Consider the following 13300-nt stretch of genomic DNA (forward strand, 5'->3'; position numbering starts at 1 on the left):
GACGAGCCACGCTGTTGCGGAGCACCGACAGGTCCGGGATGGACGACAGACTCGAAGTCAGGCAATTGCGACGACCGCGATCCGTGCGTGCGATGCGAAACATCGGCATCTGGCTCGGCGTTGTCCTCACAGCTGGGTTGTGCGCTCTGGTACTGCTGGAGCGGCAGGCGCGCCTCGACGCGGCGTCCCGCCAGAGCATGGCGCTGGCGACCGGTGTCGACCGCCTGCTGCACTACGAACTTCGCAACATCCAGCGCGCGATGCGCGGGATTGTGGCCGGGGATGTCGCGAACGCGGCGACGCCTGCGCCGGAAGCGGCGTCGCGTCTCGACATCTGGATCAGCGGGGTCGTGAGCCGGCATGACGAGCTGGAAGACATTCTCCGGTTCGATCCGAACGGTGCCGGCCCAGCCGGCAGCGATCCGCGGATCGCGCATTGGGTCTCAGAACTGGTGCCGTCCGAGGCGCCCTTGGCGGCCGGACCGCTGTTGCCGCGTGCCGAGGGCTGGCTGCTGCCGCTTGCGATGCCGACCCGCGACGACGGCTGGCTGGTTGCGCTGTTTCGCACCAGCGAACTTGAAAGCATGGTCGATGCGCTCGATATCGGGCGCGAGGGCAGTGCGACGATTTATACGCAGGACGGGGTCGTCGTGGCGCGTTTCGGCCAGTTCGGCGAGTACGTGGGCAAGCAGGTCGATCTGCCGGCCGGCGCCCGCGGTGAGGATGCCCCCTTCAGCGAACACCACGTGAGCCAGCTCGACGGCGTCGAGCGTGCCGTGACCTTCAGCAAGACGAGCGACTATCCCTTCGTGGTGAGCGCCGGCATTGGCCTGCACGAAGCACTGGCGCAGTGGCGGGTGTATGCAACCTGCGCGCTGGTGCTGGCCTTGCTGTACTGGCTCGTCTTCGGATTCGTCGTGCGCCGCGCGCACAGGGATCAGGCCGCGCGTGAGGCATTGATGGCGGAACTCGAGGCGCAGGCGCAGTGGTTGCAGCAGGCCCAGCTCGCATCGGGGACCGGTGTCTGGCGCCTGTTTCCGCGCACCGGGCAGGTCCGCGCAAGCCGGGAAATGGCGGCGCTCTACGGGCTGGAGGGCGCGGACGAATGGCGTGCGGCGCAGGCTTTCGTCGATCGCATCCACGAGGACGACAGGGCTGGAATCGCGGCAGAGCTCGCGGCATCGCAGAGCGACCGGAGACCGTTCATACAGGAATATCGTGTGCGGCTGCCCGACAGTCGCATCCGTTGGCTCAGGGTGCGCGGCGCGACGGTCAGTGATGCGCCTGAGCCGGTCATGGCCGGCACGGCGCTCGATGTGACCGAGCAGCACGATGCCCAGCAGCGCGTTGCGCGCGCCGAATTGCAGTTCCGGCACATCTTCGAGCGCAATCCATTGCCTGCCTGGGTCTACGACCTCGAAAACCTGCGGTTTCTGGCGGTCAACGAGGCCGCGGTGGAGGCCTATGGCTACAGCCGCGACGACCTGCTGCAGATGACGGTTCTGGAGCTGCTCGCGCCAGAGGAGCGGGCGGCGGGCCGCGAGGCGTTGATGCCCGGCGGCGGCCAGAGCGCGCAGGACCGTCTCTGGACGTTGATGACGCGGGATGCGCGGCATATCGAGGTCCGCGTGCACGCGCGCACGATCGAGCTCGACGGGCGCGCGGCGCGCCTGGTGCTGGCTGAAGACGTCAGTGCGCGCATGAGCTACGAGCGTGACCTCGCCTGGCGCGCGGACCATGACCCGACCACCGGCATGCTGACCCTGACCGCACTTGCCGATCAGCTCGATTCGCATTGCGCCGCAGACGGCGGCGCAGGCTTCGCGATCGCCTATGTGCAGTTGCGCGACCTGGAACTCATCGCGCCCACGCTGGGACGCCGTGCAGGCGAGAACATCCTGTGTGCGGCGGCAGCACGTTTCAGCGAAGTCGCCGCACGTTACGGGGCCTGCGGCTATATGCCGGCCGAGACCTTCGTCATCGCGGCGCTCGATCCCGGCGAACTGGACGCCATGGTCGCAAGCCTGCTCCAGGCGATCGGCACACCGGTCGATTCCGAGGGCGGCACGTTCTCGCTCGAAGCGTGGATCGGCCTGGCCAGCGGGCCCTGCGATGAAGGGGGCGCGGAAAAGGTGATCGGACATGCTGCGCTCGCGTCGCTGCACGCGCGTCGCGAGAACCGGCGTGTGGTGCCCTATGGCGCGTGCATGGCCGAACAGGCGTCGGCGCGTCTGGAGATGGTGCGGCAGTTGCGCCAGGCCCACGAGCGCGAGGAGTTCGAACTACATTTCCAGCCGATCCAGCGCCTGCGCGACGGGCGTGTCGTCGCGATCGAAGCCCTGTTGCGCTGGCGTCACGCCGATGGACGCTATACGCCGCCGGCCCGGTTCATTCCGCTATGCGAGGAATCGGGCCTGATCGTGCCGATCGGCAACTGGGTACTGGAGGAGTCCGCGCGCATGCATGCGCGCTTGGCGGCCGCCGGGCACGGCCACATCGCGATTGCGGTCAATGTCTCGGCCGTCCAGTTCGAGTCCGGCCTGTGCGCGGAATCGATTCGCCATCTGTTCGAGCGCCATGCGCTGCCGCGGCGTGCGCTGCATCTTGAACTCACCGAAAGCGTGCTGCTGCGCCAGCCGGACCACGCACGCGCGGTGATGGGCACACTGCGGGATGCAGGCCTGTGCCTGTCGATCGATGATTTCGGAACCGGCTTCTCCAGCATGGCCTATCTGCGGGATCTGCCACTCGATCACCTGAAGATCGACCGGGCCTTCGTACGCGACGTGACCTGCGACCCGCGCAGCGCCGCGATCTGTCGCGCGATGATCGCGCTCGGCCACGGGCTGGGCCTGTCGGTCATCGCCGAGGGCGTGGAAGCGTCCGAGCAGCTCGACTGGCTGCGCACGCATGGCTGCGACCAGGCGCAGGGCTATTACCTCGGCCGTCCGATGCCCATCGACACGCTGCTCGACACGCTGGTGGGTGAGACCAGCGATATCGACTGATTGTCCCGGCCGAGCCGGGCCGGCATCGACATGCCGTGTCGTGCAGCAGCTACCGGTCAAGCCGAGCGTGGGCTCCATGTGTGCGCTTCGCGGCCTGCGTTTGACCATGCGCTCGCTGGCGGACTTGCGGCGCGCTGACGCGCCTGGTGTCGTGCTACAGGGCGCATCGGCACACTGTCGCCATCGCATCGATGCGTCGCTGGATGCACTGGCGGCGCGCGAATGCGCGCAGGCGGATGCGGTTCCCCTACCGCGACGGAAGCCTGGAAAACCGCGACATCACGCGCAGACAGACCGGGCAGCGCCGGTCGTTCTGCGCGCCATGGCTCAGACGATGTCCGGCTCGCTGAAAGCCTCGGGCTCGTCTTCGGCCGAGCCGATCGGAATGCAGCTGCAGAAGACGTTCTTGTCACCGTGCACGTTGTCGACACGCGCGACCGGCGGCCAGTACTTGGTGTGGCGCAGCGTCGCCAGCGGGAACGCGGCCAGTTCCCGCGGGTAGGCGTGGGTCCACTCGCTGGCGGTGACCTGCATCGCCGTGTGCGGCGCGTGCTTGAGCGGGTTGTCCTCACGGTCCAGGCGGCCGTCTTCGATCGCGCGGATTTCGTCGCGGATCTGGATCATCGCGTCGATGAAGCGGTCGAGCTCGTGCAGCGATTCGCTCTCGGTCGGTTCCACCATCAGCGTGCCACTCACCGGGAAGCTCAGCGTCGGCGCATGGAAGCCGAAGTCGATCAGACGCTTGGCCACGTCCTCGGCGCTGATGCCGGTCGCGTCCTTGATCGGGCGCAGGTCGAGGATGCACTCGTGCGCGACGAGGTCGTTGCGGCCGGTGTAGAGCGTCGGGTAGTGCGGCGCCAGGCGCCTGGCGACGTAGTTGGCGTTGAGCAGCGCGACCTGGGTGGCGCGGCGCAGGCCCTGCGCGCCCATCATCGCGATGTACATCCAGCTGATCGGCAGGATCGAGGCCGAGCCGAAGGTCGCCGCCGACACCATGCCGACTGCGCCGTCGCCGCCGAGCGCGCGCGGCAGGTAGGGCGCCAGGTGCGACTTTACCGCGCATGGGCCGACGCCCGGGCCGCCGCCGCCGTGCGGAATGCAGAAGGTCTTGTGCAGGTTCAGATGGCTGACGTCCGAGCCCCATTTGCCGGGCTTGGCCACGCCGACGAGGGCGTTCATGTTGGCGCCGTCGGTGTACACCTGGCCGCCGTGCTGGTGGACGATGTCGCAGATCGCGACCACGTCCTCCTCGAACACGCCGTGCGTGGACGGGTAGGTGATCATCAGCGCGGCCAGGCGGTCCGAATACTTCTCGGCCTTGGCGCGGATGTCGTCGATGTCGACGTTGCCGTCCTTGTCGCAGCGGGTCACGACCACGGTCATGCCGACCATCTGCGCCGATGCGGGATTGGTGCCGTGTGCGGATTCGGGGATCAGGCAGATGTCGCGATGGCCCTGGTCCTGCGCCTGCTGGTAGGCGCGGATCGCGAGCAGGCCGGCGAACTCGCCCTGCGCGCCGGAGTTGGGCTGGAAGCTCACCGCGTCATAGCCGGTGATCTCGACCAGCATCGCTTCCAGGCCGTCGATCAGCTCGGTGTAGCCCGCAGTCTGGGCGGCCGGCGCGAGCGGGTGGATGTTGGCGAACTCGGGCCAGGTGACCGGGATCATCTCGGCGGTCGCGTTGAGCTTCATCGTGCACGAGCCCAGCGGGATCATCGTGCGGTCCATCGCCAGGTCGCGATCGGCCAGGGTGCGCATGTAGCGCAGCAGTTCGTGTTCGCTGTGGTGGGTGTTGAACACCGGGTGGGTCATGAACTGCGTGTCGCGCGCGAGCGCCGTCGGCAGCGCATCGGCGGTCGCAGCGTCGAGCGCCTCGATGTCGGCGTGCGCGCCAAAGAGCTCCGCCAGCGCGATCACTTCATCGCGGGTCGTGGTCTCGTCGAGGCTGATGCCGACCGACGAGGTGTCGATCGCGCGCAGGTTGAAGCCGGCGTCGCGCGCCTTGGCGTGCAGCGCATCGGCATCGACGCCGGTCACGTGCAGCGTGTCGAAGAACGCATTGCCGACGTTGACGCCGGCCTTGCCCAGCGCCGCTGCGAGGATCGATGCGAAGCGGTGCGTGCGGCGGGCGATCCGGGTCAGGCCGTCGGGGCCGTGGTAGACGGCGTACATCGACGCCATCACCGCCAGCAGCACCTGCGCGGTGCAGATGTTCGACGTCGCCTTCTCGCGGCGGATGTGCTGCTCGCGGGTCTGCAGCGTCAGGCGATAGGCCTGATTGCCGGCCGCGTCCACCGACACGCCGATCAGGCGGCCCGGCATCGAGCGCTTGTAGGCGTCGCGGCAGGCCATGAAGCCGGCGTGCGGGCCGCCGAAGCCGAAGGGCACGCCAAAGCGCTGCGAGTTGCCCACGACGATGTCGGCACCCCAGCGGCCCGGGGCCTGGATCAGGGTCAGGGCGAGCAGGTCGGTCGCAACCGCGACGACGCCGCCGCGCGCGTGCACTGCGTCGGCGACCGACGAGTGATCCTCGATGCGGCCGAAGGTGTTGGGGTACTGCAGCAGCACGCCGTAGGTGTCGGCGCCCGATGCGTCGGCGGCTGGGCCGATCAGCAGTTCGATGCCGAGGCCATCGGCGCGCGTGCGCAGCACGTCGAGCGTCTGCGGATGCACGTCGTCGGCGACGAAGAACACGTTGGACTTCGACTTCGCCGAACGCTTGGCCAGCGTCATCGCTTCGGCGGCGGCGGTCGCCTCGTCGAGCAGCGAGGCGTTGGCGATATCCATGCCGGTCAGGTCGGTGACCATCGTCTGGAAGTTGATCAGCGCTTCCATGCGGCCCTGCGAGATTTCCGCCTGGTAGGGGGTGTAGGCCGTGTACCAGGCCGGATTCTCGAGGATGTTGCGCAGGATGACGTTCGGCGTGTGGGTGCCGTAATAGCCCTGGCCGATGACGCTGCGCAGCACGGTGTTCTGCTTGGCGACACCGCGGATCTTCGCCAGCGCGTCGACTTCGGTCATCGCGTCGGGCAGGGCGAGCGGACTGCGCGAGGCGATGCTACCGGGCACGATCGCGTCGGTCAGCGCGTCGAGCGAGTCGTGGCCGACCACGCCGAGCATGTGGGCGATCTCGGCATCGTTCGGGCCAATATGGCGCTCGACGAAGGCCGAATGGTGTTCGAGGTCGCGCAGGGTCGAAGCGGTCATGGCGGGCATCCGGAAAAGGGCGGGGCTCAAGGAATGCCGGCGCATGCCCACGTCGATCCGCTCTGGACGACGATGGCCGAAGACCGCCGGTCTTCCGCGTGCCCCTCTGTCCTTTTGCCTGAGAGTTTGGAAGCGGTGCGCTTCGTGCCCCTTCGGCGCCGGGTGCGCCCTTCACGGGCCTCCGGTCTCTCCAGAGTGTTGCCGCTGCAGCGGTACTGGGCCTGAGCGATTCCGGGCGGTTGCGCCTACGGCAGGGACGCTCACAACGAGCGCCCGCTTCTCCCACTGCATACGCGTCGCAGTATACCGGCCACTCCGCGCGCCCGCGCGTGCCTCGGCGCCCGGACGGAACGCGCCGTTGCCGGGGCGTGCGCGTCGGCCGGCCTATGATGTCGCGCTTCTCGCGGCGTCTGCGCCGCGCCCGGTCCGTGAATGCGGACGTCTGCCGGTGTCCCGATGTCCGAATCCTGTTCTCCTGCCGTCGCCTGCGTGCCAGCGCCTCGTGTTGCAGCCGTCGCCGCAGGCGCCTTGCGGGTGCGCGCGTGAGACAGCCGCGCATGCCGTCGATCCGCACCCTGGCGCTGCTGCTGGCGGGCCTGGCGATGTTCGGCCCGTTCTCGATCGACACGATCTTCCCGGCGTTTCCGGCGATGGGCGGCGATCTAAACGCCGACCCGGCCGCGATGCAGCAGACGATCGCGGTGTACCTGATCGCCTACGCGCTGATGAGCATCGTGCATGGGCCGTTGTCGGATGCGATCGGCCGGCGTGCGGTGATCCTCGGGGGCCTGGCGATCTTCGTGCTGGCGTCGGTGGGCTGCGCGCTGTCGACCGATCTGACCACGCTGCTGTGGTTCCGCGCGCTGCAGGGGCTGTCTGCCGGCGTGGGCCTGATCGTGGGCCGCGCGGTGATCCGCGACGTATTGCAGGGCGACGATGCACAGCGGCTGATGAGCCAGGTCATGATGATCTTCAGCATCGCCCCGGCCATCGCGCCGATCATCGGTGGCTGGCTGCTGGGCTGGGGGCGGTGGCCGCTGATCTTCTGGTTCCTGGTCGCGTTCTCGCTGGCGCTGCTGGTCGTGGTCTGGTTGTGGTTGCCGGAAACCCATCCGCGCGAACATCGCATCTCGCTGGCGCCGCGCCGGCTGCTGCGCGACTACGTGGCGATCGTCGTCAACAGCCGTTTCCAGCGCATTGCCGCCGCGGGTGCGTTCAATTTCTCGGCGCTGTTTCTGTACATCGCCTCGACGCCGGTGTTCGTCGTCGACGTGCTGGGCCTCAACGAGCGCCAGTTCGGCTGGTTCTTCGTGCCGATGATCAGCGGCATGATGCTCGGCTCATGGGTGTCCGGGCGCGCGGCGGGGCGCATCACCGGCACGCGGCTGGCGAATATCGGATTCGCCTGCAGCGGCGTCGCAATGGTATTGAACGTCGCCTACAACTTGCTCGTCGACCAGCCCGCGATTCCGTGGGCGGTGATGCCGGCGATGCTCAATTCCTTCGGCATCGCGCTGACATTCCCGATCCTGACGCTCGCCATCCTCGACATGTATCCGCGTCAGCGTGGGTCGGCCTCGTCGCTGCAGGCGTTCACCGGTCTGGTGCTCAATGCCGCAGTCGCCGGACTGCTGTCGCCCCTGGTCAGCCATCAGCCGCTGCTGCTCGCGGTGACGTCGGCGGCGTTCATGCTGGTCGGCTGGATGTTCTGGCGATGGGAGCTCTCGCGCGGCACGCGACCGCCGGGTTGCCCGCGCGATCCCGCGTCGCTGGAGCCGACCGACCAGATGTGAGTCCGGTGGGCGGCGGACACGAAGAAGGGTCGGCGGATGCCGACCCTTTTCGGAGTTCCACGCGACGTCGGCTCAGCCCTGCGTCGGCGCCGGCGCGGCAGGTGCAGGTGCAGGCGACTGCGCCGTGGCCGGCGCGGTCCAGCCGCAGGTCTTGCCTTCGTTCTGCTGGGTGAGCCAGGTCTGCAGCGGTGCGAAGTATTCGAGCACTGGCGCGGCGTCCATCTGTTCGCCGCCGGTCAATTCCCTCAGCGTCTGCTGCCAGGGCTGGCTGTTGCCCTTCTCGAGCATCGCCCAGAACTTCTCGCCGGCCGCCTTGTTGCCGTAGAAGCTGCACTCGTTCAACGGGCCGGTGTGGCCCGACGCATCGCACAACGCCTTGTAGAACTGGAACTGCAGCACGTGCGACAGGAAGTAGCGCGTGTACGGCGTGTTGCCCGGCACGTGGTACTTGGCGCCGGCGTCGAAGAATTCCTCGCCGCGTGTGGTGGCCGGGGCGACGCCCTGGTACTGCGCCTTGAGCGACCACCACGCGCTGTTGTAGGTCTCCGGCGTGATCGAGCCGTCGAACACGCCCCAGCGCCAGCGGTCGATCATCAGCCCGAACGGAAGGAACGACACCTTCGCCAGCGCCATGCGCATCTGCGAGTTGACCAGCGATTCCTGGGTCTGCTGCTGCTCGCCGACCAGGCCGATCGACTGCAGGTACTGCGGCGTCATCGACAGCACGATGGTGTCGCCGATCGCTTCGTGGAAGCCGTCGTGCGCACCGCTCTGGAACAGCGGCGGGCGGCCGTTGTAGGCGAGGTAGTAATAGACGTGGCCCAGCTCGTGGTAGATCGTCGTGAAGTCTTCCTCGTTCGGCTTGGTGCACATCTTGGTGCGCACGTCGCCGGCCATGTTCATGTCCCAGGCGCTGGCGTGGCACACCACGTCACGGTCGCGCGGTTTGATGAACTGGGTCTTGGTCCAGAAGCTCTCAGGCAGCGCGGGCATGCCGAGCGAGGTGTAGAAATCCTGCGCGCGCTCGTTCATCTGCTTGGCGTTGTCGAGCTGTGCGGCATGGGCGATGTCGGCGCGACGATCGGAATCGATCAGCGCGTTCTCCTTGACCATCCGCTCGTTGAGCTGCGCCTGGTAGGTCTTCTCCAGCGCGCCGGTGATGTCGAGGTCGCCCGCGTTCGGGTAGGGCTGCAGCACGTCCCAGAGGTTGCCCCAGTCCTGCTGCCACATGTTGCCCATCAGATGCGCGGGCAGCAGGCCGCCCTCGACGGTGCCACGGCCCGGATAGCGTGCTTCCAGGCGCGTGCGGGTGTAGCAGTGCAGCTGCTCGTACAGCGGCTTGACCTGGTTCCACAGGCGATCGGTCTCGGCAGCGAGTTCGGCCGGCGGCATGTCGTAGCCCGAGCGCCAGGCCTCGCCTGCATCGGCGAAGCCGAGATCGCGCGCGCCTTCGTTGACGAGTTCGACGAAGCGCATGTAGTCGGCGCGCATCGGCTGGGCGATCGTGTGCCAGCCCTGCCAGGCGTCGAGCTGCGCGTCGTAGTCGCGGCTGCTGCGCAGCACGTCTTCGAGCTGACCAAGCTGGCGGCAGCTGCGCGCCTCGCCTTCGCCGGTGCAGTACTGGCCGGCGCCGTAGGTACCCTCCATCTTCGACGCGATGCGGGTGAGCTCGGCGAGGTGCTCGGGATTGCGCGGCGGTGGCATGGCGGCGCCGAGCTTGAGCAGGTTGATCGCGCGGGCGGTCTCGAGCGACATCTGCTGGCCTTCGAACTTGCGTGCCTGCTCGATCCAGCTGTTGAGCTGGGCGAGATAGCGCTCGTTGTACTTGGCGGCAAGCAATTGGCTGTCGTCGTTGATGTAGGTCGCCGACAGCCACTGCGAGGCGGTCAACTCCGGCATCAGCGCCCTGACTTCCTCGTTGACGCGGGCGATGAACTGGTCGGCGGTCTCGCCTGCGGGCGCAGCGGCGGTAGTGCCAGCGTCGGGCGATTCGGAACGGTTGCAACCGGCGAGCGTCAGGCTCGCGGCGATGGCCAGGGCGAGCAGGGTGGCGTGGGACTTCTTCACGGACAGCTTCCGGTCAGCATGGGAACCGGGAGGCTAGTGCGGCGGCTGGATGCCCGCAAGTGAATCGAACGCAGGAACGTGCATGCAAGAGCGGTCCAGGGGCGCGAGGGGCGTTACCGGAAGTGTCCCGTCGCGGCCATGCGCCACGCCTACGAGGGCAGCAGATCCCGCGCGAGCAGCCACGCGCGCGCATCTTCCGCATCCTGTTCGAACCACGCGCGCGTCGAGCCGAGGCGGAAGGTGTAGCCCCAGGTGTCCATGTCCGCCATCAGGCGATCGCGGCCGACACCCGGCAGCGCATCGGCCAGCAGGATCTGCAGATAGCAGGTCGCGTCTTCTTCCTCGACCGAATCGGTCGCGTCGGTATGCACCGCGGCGCGGCGCTCGGGCGGCAGCACGATCAGATGACCGGCCTCGTGCAGCAGCGAATGCACCGGCGTGTCGCCACGCGCATGCACGTCGACGCCGATGATGCCGGCTTCCGGTGCGCCCCAGTAACTGCCCGGAATCGGCGCGCCGTCGGGCACGCGATGCAGGGTCAGTCCGTAACCCGCGAGCAGGGCGGCCGGTGCGTCGAAGCCGATGTCGGCCAGACACAGCACAGGTTCGGCCGTGTCCGGCGCGTCGATCGTGCGTTGCGCATCCACCGGTGCGGCTCAGGCGGTGGCTTGCCGCTCTTCGGGCAGGGCGACCGAGATGTCCAGCACGTCGTGGTCGCCGTCCTTGACCAGATCTACCTTGACGGCGTCGACGTCGATGCTGACGTACTTGCGGATCACCTCGAGCAGCTCACGCTGCAGCAGCGGCAGATAGTCGGGGGCACCGCGGTTGGTCCGTTCCTGCGCGACGATGATGCGCAGCCGGTCCTTCGCGATCGACGCGGTGTTCTTCTTCGGCTTGAGGAAATCGAACATACCCATGATCAGCCTCCGAACAGCTTGCTGAAGAAGCCCTTCTTGTCCACGGTGGTGAAGCGCATCGGGCGCTCCTGGCCCAGCAGGCGCGCGACGGCGTCGTCGTAGGCCTGGCCGGCGCTGGATTCAGCCGACAGGATCACCGGCTCGCCCTTGTTGGACGCATTGAGCACATCGCCGGATTCGGGAATCACGCCGATCGTCTTCAGGCCCAGCACTTCTTCGACGTCAGTGATCGACAGCATTTCGCCGGTCTCCACGCGCGCGGGGCTGTAGCGGGTCAGCAGCAGATGTTCCTGCACGCGCTCGCCGTTTTCGGCGCGGCGGGTCTTGGACTGCAGCAGGCCGATGACGCGGTCGGAGTCGCGCACCGACGAGACTTCCGGGTTGACGACCACGACGGCGCGGTCGGCGAAGTACATCGCCAGGAACGCGCCCTTCTCGATGCCGGCCGGCGAGTCACAGACGATGTACTCGAAGCCGTCGTCGGCGAGCTCCTTGAGCACGCGCTCCACGCCTTCGGTGGTCAGCGCGTCCTTGTCGCGGGTCTGCGATGCGGCCAGCACATAGAGGTTGTCGAACCGCTTGTCCTTGATCAGCGCCTGTTTCAGCGACGCTTCGCCCTGCACCACGTTGACCAGGTCGTACACCACGCGGCGCTCGCAGCCCATGATCAGGTCGAGGTTGCGCAGGCCCACGTCGAAGTCGACGACCGCCGTGCGCTTGCCCTGCCGGGCGAGGCCGATGGCGATGCTCGCGCTGCTGGTGGTCTTGCCGACGCCGCCCTTGCCCGAGGTGACTACGATGATTTCAGCCAAAACACATCTCCTGGTATGTCGCCGTCACTCGAGTGCGGCGATCTTCAATTCGTCATGCTCCAGCCAGACCTGGACGGCCTTGCCATGGAGTTCGCGGGGAATATCGTCCAGCACTTTGTAATGGCCCGCGACTGCGACCAGCTCGGCGTGGAAACTGCGGCAGAAGATACGCGCAGTCGGACTGCCCTGTGCGCCTGCCAGTGCACGGCCGCGTAGCGGACCGTAAATATGGATGGAACCGTCAGCAATGACTTCGGCGCCGGCACCAACCGAGGACAGCACGGTGAGGTCGCGGTTCTGGGCATACAGCTGTTGTCCCGAGCGCACCGCTGACGCCTGCACCAGACCCGGTTCCGCAGCTGCGGCGGCAGCTGCCGCCTTTGTGGCCGGCGGCGCTGCGGCCGGCTCCGGCGCGGTCGACGCACGCGGCGGTGCCGGTGCAGTCACCGCGTCGGCGTTTTCGTACTGGGCGCGGAACTTCGACAGCACCGGCAGGTCCAGCGCTTCGGCCAGCGCGGCGTTGGCCGGGCTGCCCCAGGCCAGCGCGACCGGCAGTGCGCCGGCATCGCGCAGGGCGTCGATCAGGGCCTGCGCCGTGGTCTTGTCGGGCAGTTCGGCGAGTCCGCCGAAATCGAGGATCACCGCGGCGCGGTCGAAGAGCTTGGGCGCGCGCGTCACGCGGCTGCGCATTTCATCCGCCAGGCGGGCGACATCGAGGGTGCGCACGCGCAGGTTGGCGATGCCGACCTGGCCGATCTTCAGTTCGCCGGCCGGTTCGAAATCGGTGGCGGGGGCAGGGCGGGACGCCATCAGGCTTTCGTCTCCTCGGTGGTGCGGACAGGCACGCGGGGGCGGCCCAGCCAGGGTGCGTCGGGCAGCGTGCCGCCATAGGTCTCGCGGACCCAGGCGTAGCTGCACATGTCCTTGACCAGCATCGAGGCCCGGATGCCTGCACCGGGCATCACGTGCTGGCCGACCTCGCGGAAGCCGAAACTCCCGTGGAACAGGCGCACCGGGTCGTTGTCGTGTTCGAGGAAGACTTCGCAGGTCAACAGCGGGTAGCGCACTTCCGCATAGCTCTGCACGTCGGCGTAGAACGCGCGGCCCACGCCGCCGCCACGGCGACGGCTGGCGACCACGACGCGGTCGATATAGAAGAACTCGGTGTAATGGGACTCGAACCAACGGAAGTTGCTGCTGTCATGGCCACTGCCGGCGCCGAAGCCGATCAGAAACCCCACCATCACCGAGTCGCGTTCGGCGACCCGGAAGTACTCCGCAGTGTCGTGCAGCCTGCGGAGGCGGACCGCATCCAGCGGCAGGATCGAGGGGCCGGCGGCGTTGTTGAGTTCGAGGATGGAATCCAGCTCGTGCGCATGCACGTCGCGGACGACGATCGACATTCCAGACTCCAGAGACTACCGATGGACGCGCGAGACGACCGGGTGCGGCGCTCCTGCCGCTGCGCGTCGCACAGGGCCGGATTATTGCAT

9 protein-coding genes and 1 riboswitch are annotated in these 13300 nt (G+C 67.7%); of the genes, 2 read left to right on the forward strand and 7 right to left on the reverse strand.

What is annotated here, in order from left to right:
* Positions 1–92 precede the first annotated feature (92 nt).
* On the forward strand, positions 93–3008 hold the full coding sequence (locus tag J2X52_RS10800) for an EAL domain-containing protein (protein WP_310152975.1): 2916 nt from the start codon (positions 93–95) through the stop codon (positions 3006–3008).
* Between the two features lie 327 nt (positions 3009–3335).
* On the opposite strand, the gene gcvP is transcribed toward J2X52_RS10800, so the two are convergent.
* Entirely contained in the window at positions 3336–6224 is a 2889-nt protein-coding gene (gene gcvP, locus J2X52_RS10805; protein ID WP_310152830.1) for an aminomethyl-transferring glycine dehydrogenase, read from the reverse strand.
* Positions 6225–6311: 87 nt separating this feature from the next.
* Positions 6312–6419: riboswitch (glycine riboswitch) on the reverse strand.
* A 353-nt stretch (positions 6420–6772) separates the two neighbouring features.
* Between gcvP and J2X52_RS10810 the strand changes: the two genes are divergently transcribed.
* Entirely contained in the window at positions 6773–8008 is a 1236-nt protein-coding gene (locus tag J2X52_RS10810) for a multidrug effflux MFS transporter (protein ID WP_310152833.1), read from the forward strand.
* Between the two features lie 72 nt (positions 8009–8080).
* Here J2X52_RS10810 and J2X52_RS10815 read toward each other — a convergent pair whose 3' ends face one another.
* The 6 genes from J2X52_RS10815 to J2X52_RS10840 form a co-directional block, all read right to left on the reverse strand.
* Positions 8081–10075 (reverse strand): M2 family metallopeptidase, encoded by a 1995-nt coding sequence (locus tag J2X52_RS10815; protein ID WP_310152836.1) that lies wholly within the window; start codon positions 10073–10075, stop codon positions 8081–8083.
* Between the two features lie 149 nt (positions 10076–10224).
* Positions 10225–10722: a hypothetical protein gene (locus J2X52_RS10820; protein ID WP_310152840.1), complete on the reverse strand. Its 498-nt coding sequence runs from the start codon at positions 10720–10722 to the stop codon at positions 10225–10227.
* 9 nt (positions 10723–10731) lie between these two features.
* The gene (gene minE, locus J2X52_RS10825) at positions 10732–10995 is read right to left on the reverse strand and encodes a cell division topological specificity factor MinE (protein WP_310152842.1); all 264 of its coding nucleotides are present in this window, start codon (positions 10993–10995) and stop codon (positions 10732–10734) included.
* Positions 10996–10997: 2 nt separating this feature from the next.
* On the reverse strand, positions 10998–11807 hold the full coding sequence (gene minD, locus J2X52_RS10830; protein ID WP_310152845.1) for a septum site-determining protein MinD: 810 nt from the start codon (positions 11805–11807) through the stop codon (positions 10998–11000).
* Positions 11808–11831: 24 nt separating this feature from the next.
* A complete protein-coding gene (minC, locus tag J2X52_RS10835; RefSeq protein WP_310152848.1) occupies positions 11832–12617 on the reverse strand; it encodes a septum site-determining protein MinC in 786 nt (261 codons plus the stop codon).
* Positions 12617–13210, reverse strand: a complete 594-nt coding sequence (locus J2X52_RS10840; RefSeq protein WP_310152851.1) for a GNAT family N-acetyltransferase — start codon at positions 13208–13210, stop codon at positions 12617–12619. Before J2X52_RS10840 ends, minC begins: the two co-directional genes overlap by 1 nt.
* Between the last annotated feature and the right edge of the window lie 90 nt (positions 13211–13300).

This window comes from Luteimonas sp. 3794 (genome assembly GCF_031456825.1).
GTDB lineage: Bacteria > Pseudomonadota > Gammaproteobacteria > Xanthomonadales > Xanthomonadaceae > Luteimonas.

What these genes read in the sequence shown, in the direction of transcription:
- J2X52_RS10800 (WP_310152975.1), top strand. Translation starts at nt 93, where the DNA reads ATGCGAAACATCGGCATCTGGCTCGGCGTTGTCCTCACAGCTGGGTTG.
- gcvP (WP_310152830.1), bottom strand. Translation starts at nt 6,224, where the DNA reads ATGCCCGCCATGACCGCTTCGACCCTGCGCGACCTCGAACACCATTCG.
- J2X52_RS10810 (WP_310152833.1), top strand. Translation starts at nt 6,773, where the DNA reads ATGCCGTCGATCCGCACCCTGGCGCTGCTGCTGGCGGGCCTGGCGATG.
- minE (WP_310152842.1), bottom strand. Translation starts at nt 10,995, where the DNA reads ATGGGTATGTTCGATTTCCTCAAGCCGAAGAAGAACACCGCGTCGATC.
- minC (WP_310152848.1), bottom strand. Translation starts at nt 12,617, where the DNA reads ATGGCGTCCCGCCCTGCCCCCGCCACCGATTTCGAACCGGCCGGCGAA.
- J2X52_RS10840 (WP_310152851.1), bottom strand. Translation starts at nt 13,210, where the DNA reads ATGTCGATCGTCGTCCGCGACGTGCATGCGCACGAGCTGGATTCCATC.